General features: G+C 64.1%; 19 protein-coding genes and 1 pseudogene. 8 read left to right on the plus strand and 12 right to left on the minus strand.

Features of this window, described 5'->3' with window-relative positions:
• Positions 1 to 271: 271 nt before the first annotated feature.
• Positions 272 to 1,966 (plus strand): annotated as a pseudogene (locus NKI88_RS14185) (ATP-dependent helicase); the annotation flags it as partial.
• Positions 1,967 to 2,283: 317 nt separating this feature from the next.
• On the opposite strand, the gene NKI88_RS14190 reads toward NKI88_RS14185, so the two are convergent.
• From NKI88_RS14190 to NKI88_RS14210, 5 genes are all read right to left on the minus strand, one after another.
• The gene (locus NKI88_RS14190) at positions 2,284 to 3,324 is read right to left on the minus strand and encodes an ABC transporter permease (RefSeq protein WP_023668309.1); all 1,041 of its coding nucleotides are present in this window, start codon (positions 3,322 to 3,324) and stop codon (positions 2,284 to 2,286) included.
• A complete protein-coding gene (locus NKI88_RS14195; RefSeq protein ID WP_023668308.1) occupies positions 3,321 to 4,118 on the minus strand; it encodes an ATP-binding cassette domain-containing protein in 798 nt (265 codons plus the stop codon). Before NKI88_RS14195 ends, NKI88_RS14190 begins: the two co-directional genes overlap by 4 nt.
• Positions 4,119 to 4,204: 86 nt before the next feature.
• The gene (locus tag NKI88_RS14200; RefSeq protein ID WP_023699592.1) at positions 4,205 to 5,218 is read right to left on the minus strand and encodes a substrate-binding domain-containing protein; all 1,014 of its coding nucleotides are present in this window, start codon (positions 5,216 to 5,218) and stop codon (positions 4,205 to 4,207) included.
• Between the two features lie 115 nt (positions 5,219 to 5,333).
• Positions 5,334 to 6,242 (minus strand): sugar phosphate isomerase/epimerase family protein, encoded by a 909-nt coding sequence (locus tag NKI88_RS14205; RefSeq protein WP_023832879.1) that lies wholly within the window; start codon positions 6,240 to 6,242, stop codon positions 5,334 to 5,336.
• A complete protein-coding gene (locus NKI88_RS14210; RefSeq protein ID WP_352655746.1) occupies positions 6,239 to 7,270 on the minus strand; it encodes a Gfo/Idh/MocA family protein in 1,032 nt (343 codons plus the stop codon). The genes NKI88_RS14205 and NKI88_RS14210 overlap by 4 nt, the downstream gene beginning before the upstream one ends.
• 195 nt (positions 7,271 to 7,465) lie before the next feature.
• Here NKI88_RS14210 and NKI88_RS14215 point away from each other — a divergent pair, with 195 nt between their 5' ends.
• Entirely contained in the window at positions 7,466 to 8,491 is a 1,026-nt protein-coding gene (locus NKI88_RS14215) for a LacI family DNA-binding transcriptional regulator (RefSeq protein ID WP_023746909.1), read from the plus strand.
• A 27-nt stretch (positions 8,492 to 8,518) separates the two neighbouring features.
• On the opposite strand, the gene NKI88_RS14220 is transcribed toward NKI88_RS14215, so the two are convergent.
• On the minus strand, positions 8,519 to 8,833 hold the full coding sequence (locus NKI88_RS14220) for a ferritin family protein (protein ID WP_023712452.1): 315 nt from the start codon (positions 8,831 to 8,833) through the stop codon (positions 8,519 to 8,521).
• Between the two features lie 224 nt (positions 8,834 to 9,057).
• Between NKI88_RS14220 and NKI88_RS14225 the strand changes: the two genes are divergently transcribed.
• Positions 9,058 to 10,533, plus strand: a complete 1,476-nt coding sequence (locus tag NKI88_RS14225; protein ID WP_352655748.1) for an esterase-like activity of phytase family protein — start codon at positions 9,058 to 9,060, stop codon at positions 10,531 to 10,533.
• A gap of 78 nt (positions 10,534 to 10,611) precedes the next feature.
• Here the strand turns inward: NKI88_RS14225 and NKI88_RS14230 are convergent, their stop codons facing one another.
• Entirely contained in the window at positions 10,612 to 11,406 is a 795-nt protein-coding gene (locus NKI88_RS14230) for a L,D-transpeptidase (RefSeq protein WP_352655750.1), read from the minus strand.
• Positions 11,407 to 11,582: 176 nt separating this feature from the next.
• Here NKI88_RS14230 and NKI88_RS14235 point away from each other — a divergent pair, with 176 nt between their 5' ends.
• On the plus strand, positions 11,583 to 13,055 hold the full coding sequence (locus NKI88_RS14235; RefSeq protein WP_352655752.1) for an MATE family efflux transporter: 1,473 nt from the start codon (positions 11,583 to 11,585) through the stop codon (positions 13,053 to 13,055).
• A 3-nt stretch (positions 13,056 to 13,058) separates the two neighbouring features.
• On the opposite strand, the gene NKI88_RS14240 is transcribed toward NKI88_RS14235, so the two are convergent.
• A complete protein-coding gene (locus NKI88_RS14240; RefSeq protein WP_352655754.1) occupies positions 13,059 to 14,267 on the minus strand; it encodes an MFS transporter in 1,209 nt (402 codons plus the stop codon).
• A 153-nt stretch (positions 14,268 to 14,420) separates the two neighbouring features.
• Here NKI88_RS14240 and NKI88_RS14245 point away from each other — a divergent pair, with 153 nt between their 5' ends.
• Positions 14,421 to 14,996, plus strand: coding sequence for a TMEM175 family protein (locus NKI88_RS14245; RefSeq protein WP_023668299.1), 576 nt, complete (start codon positions 14,421 to 14,423; stop codon positions 14,994 to 14,996).
• Positions 14,997 to 15,008: 12 nt separating this feature from the next.
• Here NKI88_RS14245 and NKI88_RS14250 read toward each other — a convergent pair whose 3' ends face one another.
• Entirely contained in the window at positions 15,009 to 15,290 is a 282-nt protein-coding gene (locus tag NKI88_RS14250) for a hypothetical protein (RefSeq protein ID WP_023668298.1), read from the minus strand.
• Positions 15,291 to 15,422: 132 nt separating this feature from the next.
• On the opposite strand from NKI88_RS14250, the gene NKI88_RS14255 reads away from it, so the two are divergent.
• Positions 15,423 to 16,289: an SDR family NAD(P)-dependent oxidoreductase gene (locus NKI88_RS14255; protein ID WP_352655756.1), complete on the plus strand. Its 867-nt coding sequence runs from the start codon at positions 15,423 to 15,425 to the stop codon at positions 16,287 to 16,289.
• A 26-nt stretch (positions 16,290 to 16,315) separates the two neighbouring features.
• Here the strand turns inward: NKI88_RS14255 and NKI88_RS14260 are convergent, their stop codons facing one another.
• The 3 genes from NKI88_RS14260 to NKI88_RS14270 form a co-directional block, all read right to left on the minus strand.
• Positions 16,316 to 16,747 (minus strand): low affinity iron permease family protein, encoded by a 432-nt coding sequence (locus NKI88_RS14260; protein WP_023750938.1) that lies wholly within the window; start codon positions 16,745 to 16,747, stop codon positions 16,316 to 16,318.
• A gap of 383 nt (positions 16,748 to 17,130) precedes the next feature.
• The gene (locus tag NKI88_RS14265) at positions 17,131 to 17,772 is read right to left on the minus strand and encodes a DapH/DapD/GlmU-related protein (RefSeq protein WP_352655758.1); all 642 of its coding nucleotides are present in this window, start codon (positions 17,770 to 17,772) and stop codon (positions 17,131 to 17,133) included.
• A 61-nt stretch (positions 17,773 to 17,833) separates the two neighbouring features.
• Positions 17,834 to 18,346 (minus strand): CreA family protein, encoded by a 513-nt coding sequence (locus NKI88_RS14270; protein WP_352655760.1) that lies wholly within the window; start codon positions 18,344 to 18,346, stop codon positions 17,834 to 17,836.
• A 182-nt stretch (positions 18,347 to 18,528) separates the two neighbouring features.
• Here NKI88_RS14270 and NKI88_RS14275 point away from each other — a divergent pair, with 182 nt between their 5' ends.
• On the plus strand, positions 18,529 to 19,104 hold the full coding sequence (locus NKI88_RS14275) for an SCO family protein (protein WP_023712445.1): 576 nt from the start codon (positions 18,529 to 18,531) through the stop codon (positions 19,102 to 19,104).
• Between the two features lie 82 nt (positions 19,105 to 19,186).
• The gene (locus tag NKI88_RS14280; RefSeq protein ID WP_352655762.1) at positions 19,187 to 20,059 is read left to right on the plus strand and encodes a 50S ribosomal protein L11 methyltransferase; all 873 of its coding nucleotides are present in this window, start codon (positions 19,187 to 19,189) and stop codon (positions 20,057 to 20,059) included.
• Positions 20,060 to 20,101 lie beyond the last annotated feature (42 nt).

Here is a 20,101-nt window from a genome sequence, read left to right on the forward strand (position 1 = left end):
CCCCCCCCGCCCCCCCCCCCCCCCCCCCCCCCCCCCCCCCCCCCCCCCCCCCGGGGGGGGGGGTGGCAGCCCCGGCGCCAGCCACCCCTCCCCGCCGCTGCGCGGCGACCCTCCCCATCCAGGGGAGGGTAAAGCGCGCTCGGCCGAAGGCCGCAAGCCCGACCAGGCGTCCGAGCCGTTGCGAGGCGACTCCCGCGACGCCGAAGGCGCGCAAAAAAGAGGGGGCGGAGGGCCTGCGCCGGCAGGCGCGGAACGGCCCGTGAGCGAAAACAAAGTCAACATCTGCTGCGTCGGCGACGACGACCAGTCCATCTATGGCTGGCGTGGCGCCGAGGTCGACAACATCCTGCGCTTCGACAAGGATTTCCCGGGCGCCACCATCATCCGGCTGGAACGCAACTACCGCTCGACGGCGCACATCCTCGGCACCGCCTCGCACCTCATCGCCCACAATGAGGGTCGCTTCGGCAAGACGCTGTTCACCGAGAAGGTCGCCGAGGACGACGAGAAGGTGCATGTCCACGCCGCTTGGGATTCCGAGGAGGAAGCGCGCGCCGTCGGCGAAACCATCGAGACCTACCAGCGTGCCAAGCACAATCTCAACGACATGGCCATCCTGGTCCGCGCCTCCTTCCAGATGCGCGAATTCGAAGACCGCTTCGTCACGCTCGGCCTCAATTACCGCGTCATCGGCGGCCCGCGTTTTTATGAGCGCATGGAAATCCGCGATGCGCTGGCCTTCTTCCGCGTCGTCGCGCAGGGCGCCGACGACCTCGCCTTCGAGCGCATCGTCAATGTCCCCAAGCGCGGCCTGGGTGAAGCCACCATCCGCCAGATCCACGACACGGCGCGGAGCTTGCGCATCCCGATGCTGGAGGCAGCCGCCAAGCTTGCGGAAAGCGACGAGCTGAAGCCCAAGCCCCGCGCGGCCTTGCGCGAAGTGGCGGCCAATTTCGAGCGCTGGCAGAAGGCGCTGGAAACCACGCCGCACACCGAACTCGCCGAGACCATTCTGGAGGAGAGCGGCTACACCGACATGTGGAAGAACGACCGCTCGGTCGAGGCGCCGGGCCGGCTGGAAAACCTGAAAGAGCTTATCCGCTCGATGGAGGAGTACGAATCGCTGCGCTCCTTCCTCGAGCATGTCGCGCTGGTCATGGACGCCGAGCAGAACGCCGAGCTTGACGCCGTCAACATCATGACGCTGCATTCGGCCAAGGGCCTCGAATTCGAGACCGTGTTCCTCCCCGGCTGGGAGGAAGGCCTGTTCCCGCACCAACGCGCGCTGGACGAAGGCGGCCGCTCCGGCCTGGAGGAAGAGCGCCGTCTCGCCTATGTCGGCCTGACCCGGGCCAAGAAGAACCTGCATCTGTGGTTCGTCTCCAACCGCCGCATCCACGGCCTGTGGCAGTCGACCATCCCGTCGCGCTTTCTGGACGAACTGCCGGAAGCCCATGTCGAGGTCGCCGAAAGCGGCAACTCCTATGGCGGCTACGGCAATTCCTATGGCGGCGGTTCGTTCGCGTCGGGCCGTGGCGGCCAGGGCGCAGGACGGCAGAACCCCTACGGCGCCTCGCGCTTCGACAATGTCGGCGCGGAAAAATCCGGCGCCTTCTCCAACACCTATGCGACGCCCGGCTGGCAACGCGCGCAGGCCAACCGCACCGAGGCCACCGACCGCAACTGGGGCTCGCGCTCTGGCCACCAGGTCGAGCGCATCGGCTATGGCGAGACCGACAGCGGCTACGGCGCCGGCCGCACCTCGGTCAAAGGCCGCACCATCGACGGCGAACTGGTCGCCAAATCCGTCGCCGACACGCCGTCAGCCTTTAGTGTCGGCGACCGCGTCTTCCACCAGAAATTCGGCAACGGCAACATTTCCAACATCGAAGGCAACAAGCTGACCATCGACTTCGACAAGGCCGGCCAGAAACGCGTGCTGGACGGGTTTGTGGCGGCGGTGTGAGCGCCCGCTTGTCCTGTTGTCCTACAAGCGACCACATTGTTGTAGTCTGGCGGAGCCCTCCCCGCATCGTCATCCACGGGCGGAGCAAGGAGCGTAGCGACGCAGCGTAGACCCGAGGATCCATCCCGCGTCTTCAACGCGTTGCCACGGTGCGGAATCCTGCGCAGCTGCACTCCAAGGTCGCGGAATGGATTCCAGGGTCTACGCGACGGAGCTTCGCTCCTGCTCCGCCCTAGAATGACGAAGCGACGGGCGTCTGCCCAGTCGTCGGGGCATGCGGTCCGCAACATGAGCGTCCCCGTCAATTTAGCCCGCCCTCACCTGTACCGCGCCTGGTTCCACTTGTGCCCCAACAGCGACAGGATGATGATCAGGCCGTTGAAGAACTGGACGTAGAAGCCGCTCAAGCCCGCCGCCACGACGCCGGTCTGGATGAACGACACGGTGACCGCGCCGATGGCGCCGCCGGCAACCGTGCCGATGCCGCCCCAGGTCGGCGTGCCGCCCACGAACACCGAAGCCAGCACCGGCAAGAGATAGCCGTCGCCCGCGGTCGGCCACCAGGTGAAGTTGATCATCACCGAAAACGTGCCGGCGATCGCGGCCCCAATGCCGGTGAAGATGAACACTTTCACCCGCACGCGCTTGACGTCGATGCCCATCTGCTGGGCGCTGTCGGGGTTGTCGCCGACCACCCTCACCTGCGCGCCGAAGCGGTGCCGGTTGTAGAGCATTGCCGACAAAATGACGAAGGCGAGTGCCCAGAAGACCTGTACCGGAAAACCCCACACCTGACCGGAGAAGATGGTGTACGCCCAGCTGTCGCTGAGACCGGTCAATGCCGTCGATCTGCCCTCGTTGATGATCTGGATCAGCCCACGCAGCAGGAAATTCATGCCGAGCGTGGCGATCAGCGACGACAGCCCGCCATAAACGACGAGCGACCCAACGAGGAAGCCGAGCAGCGTGCCCGTGAGAATCGCCGCTGCGATGCCGAGAAACGGATCATAGCCGGCCTGCACCACCAGCGCGAACACCCAGGAGGCAAAGCCCATGGTTGCGGGAAACGACAGGTCGATCTCGCCGCAAGTGACGACGAACACCAGCGGCACCACCACGAACAGCGCAACGGGCAGCGTGGTCAGCACGGATCTGTAGAGATACCAGGTGGTGAACACGGTCGGGTTGGCGATCAGGAACGCCGCCATCATGATGATGAACACGGCGAGCGTGCCGAGCGCTGCGCGGTTGTCGATGACGAAACCGCGCAGCCAGTGGTCGGACGGGTGCTTCCACTCGGGTCGGGCTGCCTTGCCGCCGAGAGGGCTCTGCAGATCGGGTTCCATGGTCTTGCTCATCGTGCTGCCCTCTCCGCGTCGCCGGCCTCGTGCAGCCCCGGCAATCCGCCGGGATGCGCAACGTCTTCCATGAAGTTGATCAGCTCTTCGGCCGACTTGACCTCGGTGCGATCGGCGGTCAGCGCCACCTTGCCGCGGTCAATCACCACGAAGCGGTCGGCGATGTCGAAGACATGGTGGATGTTGTGGCCGATGAAGAGGATCGAGCGCCCGCTCGCCCGCACCTGGCGCACGAAATGGAAGACCTTGGCGGTCTCGGTCAGCGACAGCGCCGTCGTCGGCTCGTCGAGGATGATCAGCTCCGCCTGCTTGTAGATGGCGCGCGCGATCGCCACGCCCTGGCGTTCGCCGCCGGAGAGCTGGCCGACGATCGAATGCGGCGTGAACACTTTCGAGGTAAAGCCGATCTCGCGCATCAGCCGGCTCGCCTCCTCTATCTCTTTATTGACCTTCAGAAAGCCCATGAAGCCGGTGAGTTCGCGGCCCATGAAGATGTTGCGCACGATGGTCTGCTGCACGGCCAGCGCCCGGTCCTGGAAAACCGTCTCGATGCCGGCGTCGCGCGAGCGTGCCGCACTCCAGCCGGTCACCGGCTTGCCGCGCACCAGGATCTCGCCGCTGGTCGGCTTGACGACGCCGGACAGGATCTTGATCAGCGTCGATTTGCCGGCGCCATTGTCACCGATCAAGCCAACCACCTCGCCGCGGTCGACCGAGAGATTGACCCCGCCCAGCGCATAGACCTGGCCATAGGATTTGCTGATGTCGCGCAGTTCGATGATGCGTTCGGCCATGGCGATCCTCGCTCCTGTGGTATCATCCCGGCCTGGTGCCGGCGGTCCTGCCGGCCGGGCTTGCGCCCAGCCGGCAGTTTGGGAGGTCAGCGCAGCGCCTGCTTGGCGAGCTCGGCGACGATCTCGTAATTCTGCGGCGTGACGAAGCCCGCCCCGGTGTCGACATTCATCGGCGCCAGGCCCAGCACCACCTGCTGGCAAAGGCTGAGGATCGGCAGATAGCCTTGCAGAAACGGCTGCTGATCAGCCGTCAGCTGCACCCAGCCGCCCTTGAACGCCTCGACGATCTGCGGGCTGGTATCGAAGCCGAAGTTGAAGATGTCGCCGGGCTTGCGTCCTGCCGCCTGCATGTAGGTGGCGACGTTGCCCAGCATCTGGCCGCCGGGATAGCCGACCGCCTTGACGTCGGGATTGTTGAGCAGGGCCGCGGTGATCACCGGTATCGCCAGATTGGGGTCGGACGCCCATTCGCCGCTCGGCGGCGACGACAGCTGGATGACCTCGACGCCGGCTTCCTTGAGTGCTGCCACCGTGCCGCGCTCTCGCGCGCCGCGGGCCTCGTTCTCGAACGGACCGATCATGATTGCCTTGTCGCCGGACTTGAGCTTCCCGAGCTTGAACGCCTCAGTGCCGAGCGCGCGGCCCTGCTGCTCCTGCTGGGCGCCGACATAGCCGCCGCCGAACGCGTCCACCACCTTCGGCACCGGCACGTTCTGGTACATCATCTTGATGCCGTCCTTATGCGCCTGTTCGGCCAGCGGCATGATCGCGGCGTCGCCCGGATGGCCCATCATGGCAATGCCGTTTGGCTTCACGGCGACGGCCTCACGCAATTGCTGCACCATCTTCTCGACGTCCCACTGCGAGAAGATGTAGTCGACCTTCGGCCCGAGATCGGACGCCGCCTGCTTGGCGCCATTGTAGACGATGGTGCCGAAAGCGTCGCCCTCGGCGCCGCCGACGAAAAAGCGGATGTGGACATCCTTGCACCACTGGGCGTCGAGCGCCTGCGCCGGCAGAGTGGAGATGGCAGCGCACAGCGCCGTGGCGGCGGCCACGACGGTCGAGCGCAGAAGTGTCGTTCTCATTGCGATGCTCATGCACGTTCCTCCCTTTTGTCCTCGGTGAGCCGAGGGGTTCGTCGTTCGCTTTTCGGCAGTGCTTGTCGGCAGTGCTTGGCAATCTGTCAGGCCGGCTCCTCCCACCGGCCCTCGGTCACGCTGGGTTCGGCAGGTAGGTCGCTCCTCCCCGGCATTGCTTGAGGTATTCCAGCCCGCGCACCTGGCCTGTGATTTCGAGATCGCCGCGATAGACCGGGTCGTGCCAGCCCTCGATGTCGATGGCGCCCTTGTAACCGGCCAGCCGCAATTCGCTGATCACCCGCGTCCAGTCGCTGTCGCCAAAACCGGGCGTGCGCATCTGCACGAAGGGCAGCTTGCCGAACACGCCATGCTCGCGGATCACATCCCAGCGCACCGTCGCGTCCTTGCCGTGGACATGGAAGATGCGCGGCGCCCATTTGCGGATCTGCGGCATCGGGTCGATGAGATAGACCAGCTGATGGCAGGGCTCCCATTCGAGGCCGAGATTGTCGTCGGGCAATTCGTTGAACATCAACTCCCAGGCATCGGGATTGTGGGCGATGTTCCAGTCGCCGGCCGCCCAGTTGCCATCCATCGCGCAATTCTCGAAGGCGATGCGCACGCCCTTGTCTGCGGCGCGCCTGGCCAGCGGACCCCAAACCTCACGGAAGCGCGGCAGGCTGTCTGTCAGCTTCTTGCCACGCAGACGTCCGGTGAAGCCGCTGACGATCGAAGCGCCGAACAGATGCGCATTGTCGATGACGGTTTCCCAGGCCGCGAGCACGCCGCGATCGACCTCGCCATCCTCCAGCGGATTGCCGAACACGCCGATCGACGACACGGCGACATCGGCATCGCCGATCGCCTCGCCAATCTCACCGGCGAGCCGCGCCAAATCCTTGCCGCCCAGCGTCTGCCAGAAGAAGGGCTGGATGCTCTCGAAACCGAGCGGCAGAATCTCTTTGATGTAGGCGGCGGGGTCTTCGAGATTGGCCCGCACCATGGTGCCGATCCGGATGTCGAGAAGCGGGTTTGGCATCATGATGCTTCCTGTGTGATTGCGACGCGCCGTCCGGTCTCGGCGCTTTCGATGGCGCCGAAAACCATGGCCAGGCTTTTGATGTTGTCGCTGCCACGCGTTTCCGGCTCGCTACCGGTCTCGATGGCGTGGATGAAATCCTTGATGACGCCGAGATGACCGCCGATGCGGTCGGCGGGATCGAGCGGCGGCACGATGATGGGCTGGGTCAGGTCGAAAAGGCCGTCGCGGACCGACAACACAACTTCGGCCTTCAGCCCGTCCTCGCCGTCCCAGACCAGGCTGCCGTGCTCGGCGACGATGCGCCATGTGCTCTCCCAACTGGTGCGGAAGCCCGCCGCGCACCAAGAGCCTGCATAGGTGAACCGCTTGCCGCCACCGAGATCGAAGATAGCGCTGGCCGAGGAACCCTGCCGGTACCAGGAATTGGCCGGCTCCCATTCCTGGCAAAAAACACCGGCGGGATCGCCTGCGACCATGTAGCGGGCGGCGTCGAATGTGTGGATCGCCATGTCGAGCAAGAGCACATGCGCCATCTCCTCGCGAAAGCCGCCGAAATGCGGCGCGACGAAGAAGTCGGCATGGATGCTGGTTGGCTTGCCGATGGCGCCGGAGTCGAGAAAGCGCCTGATGCGCCGGACATTGGCGACGTAGCGGCGGTTCTGCACCACGGCATGAACGCGCCCTACCTGGCGCGCCGCGTCGACAATGGCGCGGGCATTTTCCGGGGTGTCGGCGAGCGGCTTTTCGGTGAGCAGATGGCAATTATGGGCAAAGGCGGAAAAGGCGACGTCGCGGCGGGCGCCAGGAACCACGACATCGAACACCGCGTCGGGCTTGGTCTGGTCGAGCACCGCGTCGAGGCTGGTGCCGATTACCGCGCCGTCGAGCCCGTATTCGTGCGCCCTCGCCTTCGCCCGTTCGGCGTCGAGATCGACAAGGCCGACAATGGCCAGCCCGTCGATCTGCCTCGCGGCATCGAGCCAGGCCTTGCTCATCGCACCACAGCCGACGAGGACGGCATTCATCATCCGGCATTCCTCCCGTCCGGCCCCTCCAGACCGAATGTCACGGCATTGACGGCACCACCGTAAACGTTTCTCCGTAAACGTTTACGAGAACACACCCGATGGCCTAGAATGTCAATCGGCTGCCCGCGAAAATCATCCCGAAGCCTTGGCCTGAGCGGCAGCCGGTGCTAGCCAAGGGTCGGGGGAGAGAAGTCCTTGGCGTCCAGCATCCATGACCTCGCGCGTCACCTGAACATTTCGATCGGCACCGTGTCGCGGGCGCTGAACGGCCGCGCCGACGTCAATGCCGACACCCGCCAGCGCGTGCTCGCCGCCGCCAAGCAGCTGAACTATTCACCCAACCAGTCCGGCCGCAGCCTGCGGCAAGGCGCCACCCATTCGATCGCCTTCATGCTGCAACCGCATCCGGGGGACCAGCAATATGGCGAACCGTTCTTCATCCCGTTCCTGATCGGTCTGCAAGGCCGGCTTGCCGAGTATGGCCTGGATCTGATGGTCGTCATGGGTGAGCCCGGTCAATATCAGCAGGACAGGCTGCGCCGAGTGGTTGAGACGCGCCGGGCCGACGCGGTCGTGTTGGCCAACACACGGCGGGAAGACGATCGGATCGACTATCTCAGCAAGGCCGGCTTTCCCTTCGCCACGCTTGGCCGAAGTCAATCCGGCGACGACACCTATCCTTCGCTCGATATCGATTTCGAGAGGGCGGGTGATGAAGCCGTCGACCGGCTGGTCGCGCGCGGCCACCGCCGCATTGCCGCCATCCGCCCTTCGCTTGATCTCAACTTCGGCTACCTGTTCCTCGACGGCTACCGCAAGGCGCTGAAGCGGCATGGTATCGAAGTCGACCCCGGCCTGATCGCCGACGGCTTCATCAACGAGGCCGGAGGCTACCAGGTGACGCCGCGCGTGATGCTCTCCAAGGACCGGCCCACAGCCATCATCTTCAACAATGACGCAATGGCGCTCGGCGGCTGCAAAGCACTGGCCGAGATGGGCATCAGGCCCGGCCACGACATCGCGGTGATCGTCATCGTCGACACGCCGCTCTGCCGTTATTTCTCGCCGGCGCTGACCGCCTTCCGTCCGTCGCTGGAGCCGATGGGCCGGCGGCTGGCCGAAATGCTGCTGGCCTCGCTTCCCGCCTTTGCCGGCCCGGAAGGTCCGCGCATCATCCGCGAAGTCTGGCCGCTGGAGCTGATCGCCCGCGACAGCGATTGATCCGCCGCGGAGGAAGGCCGGCGGGCCTCAATCCACCTTCTTCTCGCCCCGCTCGCCGGCCTTGACGATGTCGCCGGTGGTGAACAGGATTTCCTTCAGTTCCGTGCGCCAGTCTTTCTTCTGGCGCAGCAGGAATTCCAGATCCATGCCGAAATGCTTGAACTCCTCGCCTTGCGCGTTCTTCATGATCGCCTTGGCCTGAGGGTCTTTCTCGACCGACATGCGCTGTTCGTACCAGCTGATCGCCTCGGCCTCTTCGATCAACGAGGTGATCATGCGGGCAAAGGTCCGCACCTCCTGCGTCAGTTCTTCCGGTGGCTCGTGATACTGATCGAAACCCATTTATCCCTCCTGGGCCCGGGGCTCGACCGGCCATCGCAGGCGACGCTTGGGCTCGCGTGCAACGGATCAGGCTGGAAAATGGTTCCGGAGCGCGTGCGACACGGTCTGTCACGCAACTATCATCTTCGCGTCCTAGACCGCTCATCGGTGGGCGCGGCATCGTCGATTGCGGCGGCTTCGTCATCCGGCCGTTCCGGCCCGTTCCGTCACAAAGAGGTTATCCCATGAAAAATCTGCACCGAACCGTGTCGCTCGGCGCCGCATTGGCGCTGTTTAGCGCCCTGACCCCTGCCCTTGCCGACAGCACCGCCACCGTTGGCGGCTTCGTCAACAAGGGCCTGGTCGGCGTCGGCCGCATTCCGGCCGATCAGAAGGACAAGTTCGGCGAGACCTTCGGCTCCGGCTCCGGCATGTCGATCGACGCCGCAAGCTGGACCCATGGCGCGGATGGCTACAAGGGTTCGCTGTGGCTGCTGCCGGATCGCGGCTACAATGTCGTCGGCACCACCGACTACCGGCCGCGGCTCAACACTATTCGCATCGAGTTCACGCCGACCGCACTGGGCGCCACGCCCACCGCCGGCCAGGAAAGGACCGGCGTCAAGGCGACGCTAGCCGATTCCCTGCTGCTCACCGACGACAAGGGCGCAGACGCCACCGGTCTCGATCCGCTCAACGGCTTGCGCGCGGCCAATGGCGACCTGCCGATCCTGCCCGAGGCCAATGGCAAGCTGGCGCTCGACAATGAGGCGATCGCGCGGCTGCCCGACGGCACCATGTTCATCTCTGACGAATACGGCCCCAACATCTACCGCTTCTCGGCCGACGGCCATCTGTTGTCGGCAACGCAGCCGCCCGCCGCTTTGGTGCCGATGCGCAAGGGCGCGCCGAACTTCGCCTCCGACAATCCGGGCCCCGGTGCAGCCGAACCCGATCCGAAGGATCCCGAAACCGGCCGCCAGAACAATCAAGGCCTCGAAGGCATGGCGCTGACGCCGGACGGCAAGTCGCTGATCACTGTGCTGCAGTCGGCGCCCCGCCAGGATGGCGGCGATTCGCCCGCGACGCGCCAGAACACCCGCGCGCTGGTCTACGACGCCTCCGACCCGGCCCATCTCAAGCTGGTGCATGAATATGCCGTGCCGCTGCCGGTGTTCAAGGACGCCAAGGACAAGACCAAGGTCGCCGCGCAGAGCGAAATCGTGGCGCTGTCCGACAAGACCTTCCTGATGCTGGCGCGCGACAGCGGAAACGGCCAGGGGGTGAAGGGCGATACTTCGCTGCTGCGCCAGATTTTCGTCGTCGACGTCTCTGGCGCCACCGACATTGCCGGCGGCGCCTTCGATGCCGCCGACAAGCCGCTGGCGCCCAAGGGCGTGCTCGACCCCTCGGTGACCCCGGCCAAGCTGACGCCGTTCATTGACATCAACGACAACAAGGAACTCGGCCGTTTCGGCCTGCATGACGGCAAGCCGAACGACAAGAACAATCTCTCGGAGAAGTGGGAAGCAATGTCTGTGGTCAGCCTGCTCGATCCGGCGCTGCCCGACGACTATTTCCTGTTCGTCGGCAACGATAACGACTTTCTCACCCAAGACGGTTTTCAGGTCGGCGCGCCCTACAAGGCCGATGACGGCGCCGATGTCGACACCATGTTCCTGGTCTATCAGGTCACGCTTCCGGGCCTCGCCAACAAGTAGCCGTATACGGAAAGGCGGACGCGCCCGGCGCGTCCGCCTCTAACCGTTTGTCGGCGATCAGCGATGCCGTGAAGGCACCTATTTCAAAATCTCCGCATCCCTTGGCACGCCGGCATCGATCGGCTCGGCGGTCCGGCTCGACACAGCCATGATCTTGCCCGCGGCCGACAGGTTCGGGCGCACATAGACCTGGGCTACGCCGTTGACCCGGCTGTAGAGGTCGATGATGTCCTGGTTCATGAAGCGCACGCAGCCTGACGACGCGTTCTTGCCGATGGAATCCCATTCCGGCGTGCCGTGCAGCCGGTACATCGTGTCCTTGCCGTCGCGGAACAGATAGAGCGCGCGCGCACCGAGCGGGCTCTGCGGTCCGGGCGGCATGCCGTCCTTGTATTTCGCCAGTTCCGGCCGGCGCTGGATCATTTCGGGCGGCGGCGTCCACACCGGCCATTTCTTGCGCGCCTGGATCACGGCGCTGCCGGTCCAGCCAAACCCGGCCTTGCCGAGGCTGACGCCATAGCGCATTGCCTTGCCGCCGTCGCGCACCAGATAGAGAAAATGCTCGGATGTATCGACGACGATCGTGCCGGGTTTTTCGCCGGTCGGATCGTCCACGATCTGGCGCACGAATTTCGGATCGAGCTTGGCGACGGGGATTGCCGGCAATGAAAAGCCCTCATCGACGCGCGCCGAATACATGGTGGCGGCATCGCCGAAAGCGGGCTCGGGTGCGGGTGCCGGCGCCGGCGTCGGCGGTACTGCCACATCAGTGGTTGTGCAGGCCGAAAGTGCCAAGGCAGCGGCACCCAAAGCGGATGCTCCCAGAAACGCGCGCCTATTCAGGCGCTCGGAAAATAATGGATTGTCGGACATGATCCCCCCGGTTTGCGGCCCCTCGCGGCGATGACCCATAGCCCATTACGCAAGCTTTGAGAACCTGATCGCCTCAGCCGCGTTAAGCGTGATGTTCCGATGCCGCATCGACCTTGTCCGTTAAATCGGCGATCATTGCCGGGCGGACTTTGAGATGAACCGTCGCCGAACAGCCCATGGACGAAAAAATACCACCGCGCCGGCGCACCGGCGATCTCACCAGCGGCCCAATCCCTCGCACGCTGCTGTTGTTCGCGCTTCCGGTGCTCGGTTCCAATGTGCTGCAGTCGCTCAACGGTTCGATCAACGCCGTCTGGGTCGGCCGCTTCCTCGGTGAATCGGCGCTGACGGCGACCTCAAACGCCAATCTGGTGCTGTTCCTGATTCTCGGCACCGTGTTCGGGATCGGCATGGCCGCGACCATCCTGGTGGCGCAATCGGTCGGCGCCCGCGACCTGCCCGAGGCGCGGCGCATCGTCGGCACCAGCGCCAGCTTCTTCTTCCTCGTCTCGGCTATCTTCGCCGTCTGCGGCTGGATCTGGGTCGACGCCATCCTCAACACACTGGGCACCCCGCCCGATGCGCTGCCGCTGGCGCGCTCCTATCTGCGCATCATCTTCGTCGCCGTGCCGATGATGAATCTTCTGTCCTTCGTCATGACGGTGCTGCGCGGTGCGGGTGATTCGCGCACGCCATTTTTCTTCATGGCGCTCGCCGTCGTGCTCGACATCATCCTCAATCCGCTGCTCATTCGCGGCATCGGCCCCTTCCCCGAGCTCGGCATCGCCGGCTCCGCCACCTCGACGCTGATCGGCCAGACGGTGAGCGTGATCGCCATCCTCGTCGTGCTTTATGCCAGAAAGCATCCGTTGCGGCTCGCCGGCGCGAACCTCGCTCTGCTGCGGCCGGATCCGGCGCTGCTCAGGATCGTCGTTTTCAAGGGCGTGCCGATGGGCCTGCAGATGATCGTCATTTCGGCGGCGGCGCTGACCGTCATGGGCATCGTCAACTCCTACGGCTCGCAGGTCGCCGCCGCCTATGGCATCGCGGCGCAGCTGTGGACCTATATCCAGATGCCTGCACTGGCGATCGGCGCCGCAGTCTCGTCGATGGCGGCCCAGAATGTCGGCGCAGGGCGGTGGGACCGCATCGGTCGCATCGCGGCGTCCGGCGTCGGCTTCAACCTGGTGCTCACCGGCGCCCTGGTGGCGCTGCTGTTCTTCTTCGACAGGCCGGTACTCGGCCTGTTCCTTAGCGGGGACAGCACCGCAATCGACATTGCAGCCCACATCAACAAGGTGGCGTCCTGGTCGTTCATCCTGTTCGGCGTCACCATCGTGCTGTTCGCGACCGTGCGCGCCACCGGTGCCGTGATGCCGCCGCTGATCATTCTGGTGATTTCCGTGATGGTCGTGCGTACCGGCTTTGCCTACTTCTTCAGGAGCTACATCGGCGAGGAAGCGCTGTGGTGGAGTTTTCCGGCGGGATCGATCACCTCGCTGGTGCTGGCCGCCGCCTATTATCGCTTCGGCCGCTGGCGCACCATGCACATGATCGAGGACCGGCCGGCCGCCGGCGAGCCGCCCGACACCGGCCTCGGCATCCCGCGCGGACGGGCAAACATGGCGCCCGGGACGCCAAACGGGTGAGGCTCAGCGCGCGTATTTGACGCCGAACCCCAGCGCTACGACAGAGAACAGCGTGATCATGCCGGCGAAGGCCAGGCTTGCCGTCGTCGGAGTGGCCCAACTCGACAGCAGCCCAATGCCGATCACCGGCAGCGCATTGCCGCAGAAGCAGCAGATGAAGAACGCCGACACCAATTCGGCGCGACGCTCGGCAGGTGCGATCTGGTTCACCACCTGCAGGCCGCCGCGATAGCCGAGCGCCGCCGCCACGCCGCACACAGCGGTGGCGGCAACCATCAGGGACATCGACGCGAAAAACTGAGCAGCAACCATCAGCCCTACGGCCGGGATCATCAGCGCCAGCGCGGCCAGCATGCCGGCGCCGCTGGACAGTCGGGTCGTGGCCAGAATGGTCGCGGCCGCAACGATCGACAGTTCAAAGAACAGCGCGCCGGCCTCGGCATGGTTGGCCACATGCAGCTGCTGCACCAGGATGCTCGGCGCCAGGGCTGCATAGAAGCCGACCAGCGCCATGGCGCCGAAGCCGGTGACGGCCGGCGCCACGAAAGCGGCGCGGATATCAGCGGGCACCGACAGCCGCGGCCGCAACGAAACGTCGGCCAGCCTTCCCGGCCGCGAAACGGTTTCCCTGGTGCGCCAGATCAACAGCGTCACCGCCACGAGCAAGGCAAGATAGACCGCAAACGTTAGTCTCAACGGCCAGGGCGCATATTCGGCGAGCAGGCCCGATGCCAGCGCGCCGAGGCCAAGGCCAACGAAGTTGGTGCTGGTGGCGATGATTGCCGCGCGCGATTTGTCCTTACCCTCGATCAACTCGGCAAGCCAGGCCGTGCCGGTTCCCGCGCCGATGCCGATGCCAAGGCCGCTCAATATGCGGGCGACATCGAGCCATGCGACATTCTCGGCCAGCAGGAACACCACCGCGCTGACCACCGCTATGGCCATCGACGCCAGCGCCGCAGGACGGCGGCCAATGCCGTCGGACAAGCGCCCGAACATCAGCAATGCGCCGAGATTGCCGACGACATAGACGGCGTAGACCAGCGTCAGCGTGATCTGCGAGAAACCGAAGGCCTGCTTGTAGATGACGTAAAGCGGCGTCAGCACCGTGCTGCCGGCGAACAGAGCGGCGATCATGGCGGCAACCGCGGCCATCGCGGGCCGGCCATCGAATCCGTTGTCGCGCGTCGTGGTCTCGGCATAGCTGGTCATGGCAACCTCCGGCCAATCGCCCAACGCCCAATTGCGCCCCAACGTCCATGTAATGGCGGCCGTTCCACGTGCCGAACTTCATCCTGACAACCTTGTCAGGATGGTCTTGCCCGAAATCCTCGCTTAACGTCTTTCCATCCAGAGGGAGAATCCATGGGAAAAGGCAGAGTCGAGGCATTCACCGATGGCGTCGTCGCCATCATCATCACCATCATGGTGCTGGAGCTGAAAGTGCCGCATGGCCAGGATTTTTCAGCGCTTCTGCCGCTGTGGCCGATCTTTTTCAGCTATGTCTTGTCGTTCATCAATGTCGGTATCTACTGGAACAATCTGCACAACATGTTCCACACCGTCCAAAGGGTCGACGGCCGCGTGCTGTGGGCCAACCTCAACCTTCTGTTCTGGTTGTCGCTGATGCCGGCAACGACGGCCTTCATGGGCGAGAACCATTTCGCGCCGGTCCCCGTCGCCGTCTATGGCATCGACCTGGTGCTGTGCGCGGTCGCCTACACCTTTCTCGCCACCAAGCTGCACCATTTGCACGGCAACGACACCGCCTTCGCCAAGGCGCTGGGCAATGACCGCAAGGGCAAGATCTCGGTGGCCCTCTACGCCGCAGCCGTCCCGCTTGCCTTCGTCAACCAATGGATCGGGGTTGCGATCTTTGTGCTGGTGGCCGCCGTCTGGTTCGTGCCGGACACGCGTTTTTCGCGGGTGCTGGAAAAGTAGCGTAGGACGTCTCTACTTGCGCATCGCCTTCAGCTTTTCGGCAACCGACGCCGCAAGGTCGGCATAGCGCTCCTCCAGCCGCTCGGCCGCCTTGATGATCGAAAAATCATGGCCGAATTTTTCCAGCGCCATGCGCAATTTCTCGACGAACTCGGCCTGTTTTTCGAGTGCTGAAAACAAGGTCTTCACCTGCGCTTCGCTTATGTCCGGATTGGCAAGCATCTGTGGCACCTCGCGGCCCATCTGGTCGCCGGTGGCGGTCTGCTCCTTCAGGATCGCAACCCAGTCGGTCAATCGGCAATCTCCCTGTTCGGCCGCAGCATGCACGGCCGCCGTTGATGCGGTCAACCCGAACACGCGGGACGGCCTTGCACGATGCGCGTCCCGCGCTAAGTTCGGCGCCACCCGAACCCTAGGAAAAAGATCATGACCTCCGACTCCGAAATCCAATCCGCTTTGCCCGCCCTCAGCCGAGGCAACGTCGCCGTCGTCACCGGGGGCGCCAGCGGCATCGGGCTTGCCGCCGCCAAAAGGCTGGCGGCTATGGGCATGAGACTGGTGCTGGCCGACATTGGCGGCGCGCGCCTCGATGCGGCCCGCCAGGCAGTCGCCGCGATCGCCGGCGAGAATGCCGTGCTTGCGGTCGCCACAGACGTCTCGAAGGCCGACGAACTCGGCCGGCTGGCGGAAAAGACGCATGCCGCTTTCGGCGCCGTATCGCTGCTGATGAACAATGCCGGCGTCGGCAACAATCCGGGAAAACCGTGGGAGAACGGCGACGCCTGGAAGCGGCTGATCGACATCAATTTCTGGGGCGTCGTACATGGCGTCGAGGCCTTTGCGCCGGCCATGCTGGCCTCCGGAGAGCCGGGCCTGATCATCAACACCGGCTCCAAGCAAGGCATCACCACGCCACCCGGCAATCTCGCCTACAACGTATCCAAATCGGCATTGAAGACGTTCACCGAAGGCCTGGCGCACGCATTGCGCAACGAGCCGGGCGCGAAGGTCGCGGCGCATCTTCTCATTCCCGGCTTCACCTTCACCGGCCTCACCGAAGGAGCGGTCGAAAAACCCGCTGGCGCCTGGACCGGCGAGCAGGTGGTCGACTTCATGCTGGCTTCGCTGGCGCGCGGGGACTTCTACATCCTGTGCCCCGACAATGAGGTGATGCGGCCGACCGATGAAAAGCGCATGGCCTGGGCGATCGGCGACATCATCGAGAACCGGCCTGCTCTCTCGCGCTGGCACCCCGACCATAAGGACGCTTTCGCGGCCTTTATGGGAAACTGATCGTCGAACTCAGCCAAAGCCGAGACTCAGGCGGGCGCGCGTTTTTTCGCGGTGCGCTTTTGCGCGACGGCCTTCTTGCCCGCCAGTTCGGCGAGCTCGTGGTCATGGCGTTTTGCCGCCCGCTCGCATTTGTCTCTGATCTCCTCGACCTCGGATTCGGTCAGGTGCTCGATGCCGATGAAATGATTGTGGCCCTCGCTGACGCGGATCAGTTCGTCGAGCTTGGCCTGAACCGCGGCGCCGTCGCGGTTCTGGGTGTTCTGAATCAGGAACACCATCAAAAAGGTGATGATCGTCGTTCCCGTGTTGATGACGAGCTGCCACGTATCGGAGAAGCCGAAGAATGGCCCGCTTACCGCCCAGACGATAACGATGGCGCAACAGGCGATGAAAGTCGGCGGCAGGCCCGCCAAGTGCGAAACGGTGTTGGCGATTCTGGTAAACAGCTTTTCGATCATTCACATCCTCAACGGGGTCAAAGCGCGATGAGCTGACCAAGGCCGCATTCATCGCTCCAACAATAAACAACCGGCAGCCGCTTCCGGTTCCCTGTCGCAGAGGGCATCGCTGATGCGATTGTATGCACGCCAAAGGCGCAGCGCCGTGAAAAGCCGCCTTATCGGTTTGTTGCCATTAGTCACCATGCAGGCAAAAAACCTGTTCCTTCCGCTTCACGCGGATTTGTCTCCAAGCCCCTTCCGCTAGGCAACCCCCGCATGGCGGAAGGGGTTCGTTGCGTTGCCGCAGACCAGCGGAACTCTTCCCGACACGTGCCGTTCAGAATTTTGGCGCCAGGATTTCGGCCAGCCAGTCGATGAAACCGCGCACGCGCGGCGAGCTCTCAGGAATGCTCTTGCTCCCAGCGATGGAGGAAATCCTCAATCGGCAAGGCCTGCATGTCGGGAACCGCTTTGGCGAGTTTCTCCGGCGGCCAGTCCCACCAGGCGAGGCTTTCGATCCGCGCCGCGATCTCGGAGGGAAAGCGCATGCGCAACGGCTTCGCCGGTACGCCGGCGACGATTGTGTAGGCCGGTACATTCCGCGTCACCACCGCATTGGCGCCGACGATGGCGCCATTGCCGATGCTGATGCCGGGCATGACGACGGCGCCATGGCCGATCCAGACATCGTTGCCGATGCTGACCGCCTTGGCCTGCCGCCGCGCGCGGAACGCCGCGTCGACGCCCAGCCAGCGGAAATACTCGTTCGGCCGGTAGCTGAGCTTGTGCTGCGTTATCCGCTCGATCGGATGCTCCAACGCATTGATGCGGCTGTTGGCGGCGATCGAGCAGAATTTTCCGATCGTCGTGTAGATCGCCTCGGCGTGGCGCTCGAAATAGGAGAAATCGCCGACATTGACCTCGCGCAGCACCACCCGTTCGCCGATCGAGGCATAGCGGCCAAGCTTGCACGCTTTCAGCTCCGCGGTCGGATGGATGCGCGGCTCGGGATCTTTCAGGACGAGGTTTTCGGTACGGTCCATCTGGCGGATTTACCCCCGCACAATTGCGGAAGCAATTGTCGCGTTGCGCCCGGAGAATCCGCTATTTCGGCTTGCCGCCGGTCCACACCACGTTCTGGCTGAACAGCGGCACGGTCGTCACCGACATTTTCGCCGAGCCGTCCTGCACCTGGCGCGAATGCGAGAGATAGATCAGCGTCTCGTTCTTCTTGTCGTAGATGCGGTTCACCACCTGCTTCTTCCAGATCAGGCTGATGCCTTGCTTGAACACCTCTTCGCCGCCCTCGCTCATGTCGATGTCGCCGATGGTGATCGGCCCGGTCTGGCGGCAGGAGATCGAGGAATCAGACGGATCCTCGAACCAGTTGCCCTTGTGCAGCCGGTCGATGACGCTGCGGTCGAAATAGGAGACATGGCAGGTCACGCCGTCGATCTTGGGATCCTTGATCGCCTCGACGATGATGTCGTTGCCGACCCAATCGACGCCGACCTTGCCGACTTCCTCTGCCGCTGCGGCACCAAGGGCAATGCATGCGGCCAGCGCGCCGCCGATCAGTTTCTGCCCAATCCGTCTCTGCCCAGTCCGTCTTTGCAAGGGAGCCTCCTCAGGTTCAGTTTGCCGGTCTCAGGTGGGATAAGGGCCAGCTGTTTGCAAGGTAGCGCCCAGCCCGGTTGCGGCAACGCGGCATCTTTGCCTTGCCCCCTGCGACCGGCTAAGACTGCCGGTAGAGAGGCGCCGATCCGGCGCTCGATGATTTCTGCTACGGACAATTCCTGATGATGCGTTCAATTCTGGTCGGCATTCTCGTTCTGATGGCGGCGGGCATCGGCTGGCTCACCTTTGACTTCTATCGCGGCCACTATGGTGGCGAACCGTATGGCGCGCCATTCACGCTGGTCGACCAGAAAGGCGCGCCAATCACCGAAGCCGCCTTCCGGGGAAAACCCAGCATCGTCTTCTTCGGCTTCACCCATTGCCCGGAAGTCTGCCCGACCACTTTGTTCGAAATGGCCGGCTGGCTGAAGACGCTGGGCAACGACGGCAAGAACCTCAACGCCTACTTCGTTACCGTCGATCCAGAGCGCGACACGCCGCCGGTGATGAACACTTACGTCAGCAATTTCTCCGACCGCATCGTCGGCATATCGGGCGATCCCGACAAGGTGCACGCCATGGCGAAGTCCTTCAACATCTACTGGAAGAAGGTCGACACCGGCGACGGCGATTACACGATGGACCACACGGCCTCGGCGCTGCTGCTCAATGCCAAGGGCGAGTTTTCGGGCACCATAGCCTATGGCGAAAGCGCCGATACCGCGATCGCCAAGCTGAAGCGGCTGGCGGCAGGCTAGGCATGATCCCTAAATGTGGAATCCGGTTTTCTCGGACAGAAAAGTGTTGTCCAGAGATCATGCTCAAGCAAGAGACCAGCTGATGGGTCAGACCAGGCTCCACTTCATCGCCGGGAAGGTCGAGGCCGACCGCATCTTTGCCGCGCTCGAACCGGCTTTCGAGGATGAAGGCCTGCCGATCGCCGTGCTCGAAGTCGATGAAGACCGCGACATCTACGAGGTTTCGCTCTACACCGACGGCAATGTCGACGCGGTTGAGGCGCGGCTAAGGGACAGCCTCGCCGGACTGTCCCTGTCGAAGCCGATCGAGCGCGAGGTTTTGCCCGACATCGATTGGGTGGCGCGCTCGCTGGAGGGACTGAAGCCGGTGCGCGCCGGACGTTTCTTCGTCCATGGCGCGCATGACCGCAGGAAGCGCCACAGCGGCGAACTGGCCATCGAGATCGAGGCCGGCCTTGCCTTCGGCACCGGCCATCACGGCACCACGGCCGGCTGCCTCGAAATGCTGGAGCGGGTCGTGCGCCGCGAACGTCCCAGGAATGCCCTCGACCTCGGCACCGGCAGCGCGGTGCTGGCGATCGCCGTCGCCAAACTGGCGCATATTCCGGTGCTGGCGACCGACATCGATCCGATCGCCGTCAGGGTCGCCGCCGCCAACGCCCGCCTCAACCACGTCAAGGCGCTGGTCGAAACGGTGACGGCGCCCGGCTTCCACCACCCGATCTTCGGCAAGCGTGCGCCTTTCGATCTCATCGTCGCCAACATATTGGCGCGACCGCTGATGCGGCTGGCGCCTGAGATGGCCAGGCACATCAGTCTCGGCGGCTCGATCGTGCTGTCCGGCATCCTCGAGCGCCAGTGCAATGCGGTGATCTCGGCCTATGTCGGCCAGAATTTCCGGCATGTCAGGACCTTGCATCGCGAAGGCTGGGTAACGATCCACCTCAAGCACTGAGACGCAACGCGCTTTGGACCAATCCGAGCCTGTTTGCGATTG

This window comes from Mesorhizobium sp. M0317 (assembly GCF_040321555.1).
GTDB lineage: Bacteria > Pseudomonadota > Alphaproteobacteria > Rhizobiales > Rhizobiaceae > Mesorhizobium.

Excerpts from the sequence above, each read along its gene's own strand:
- NKI88_RS14190 (WP_023668309.1), bottom strand. The coding sequence starts at position 3,324 with ATGAGCAAGACCATGGAACCCGATCTGCAGAGCCCTCTCGGCGGCAAG.
- NKI88_RS14195 (WP_023668308.1), bottom strand. The coding sequence starts at position 4,118 with ATGGCCGAACGCATCATCGAACTGCGCGACATCAGCAAATCCTATGGC.
- NKI88_RS14200 (WP_023699592.1), bottom strand. The coding sequence starts at position 5,218 with ATGAGCATCGCAATGAGAACGACACTTCTGCGCTCGACCGTCGTGGCC.
- NKI88_RS14205 (WP_023832879.1), bottom strand. The coding sequence starts at position 6,242 with ATGATGCCAAACCCGCTTCTCGACATCCGGATCGGCACCATGGTGCGG.
- NKI88_RS14210 (WP_352655746.1), bottom strand. The coding sequence starts at position 7,270 with ATGATGAATGCCGTCCTCGTCGGCTGTGGTGCGATGAGCAAGGCCTGG.
- NKI88_RS14220 (WP_023712452.1), bottom strand. The coding sequence starts at position 8,833 with ATGGGTTTCGATCAGTATCACGAGCCACCGGAAGAACTGACGCAGGAG.
- NKI88_RS14225 (WP_352655748.1), top strand. The coding sequence starts at position 9,058 with ATGAAAAATCTGCACCGAACCGTGTCGCTCGGCGCCGCATTGGCGCTG.
- NKI88_RS14230 (WP_352655750.1), bottom strand. The coding sequence starts at position 11,406 with ATGTCCGACAATCCATTATTTTCCGAGCGCCTGAATAGGCGCGCGTTT.
- NKI88_RS14235 (WP_352655752.1), top strand. The coding sequence starts at position 11,583 with ATGGACGAAAAAATACCACCGCGCCGGCGCACCGGCGATCTCACCAGC.
- NKI88_RS14240 (WP_352655754.1), bottom strand. The coding sequence starts at position 14,267 with ATGACCAGCTATGCCGAGACCACGACGCGCGACAACGGATTCGATGGC.
- NKI88_RS14245 (WP_023668299.1), top strand. The coding sequence starts at position 14,421 with ATGGGAAAAGGCAGAGTCGAGGCATTCACCGATGGCGTCGTCGCCATC.
- NKI88_RS14255 (WP_352655756.1), top strand. The coding sequence starts at position 15,423 with ATGACCTCCGACTCCGAAATCCAATCCGCTTTGCCCGCCCTCAGCCGA.
- NKI88_RS14260 (WP_023750938.1), bottom strand. The coding sequence starts at position 16,747 with ATGATCGAAAAGCTGTTTACCAGAATCGCCAACACCGTTTCGCACTTG.
- NKI88_RS14265 (WP_352655758.1), bottom strand. The coding sequence starts at position 17,772 with ATGGACCGTACCGAAAACCTCGTCCTGAAAGATCCCGAGCCGCGCATC.
- NKI88_RS14275 (WP_023712445.1), top strand. The coding sequence starts at position 18,529 with ATGATGCGTTCAATTCTGGTCGGCATTCTCGTTCTGATGGCGGCGGGC.
- NKI88_RS14280 (WP_352655762.1), top strand. The coding sequence starts at position 19,187 with ATGGGTCAGACCAGGCTCCACTTCATCGCCGGGAAGGTCGAGGCCGAC.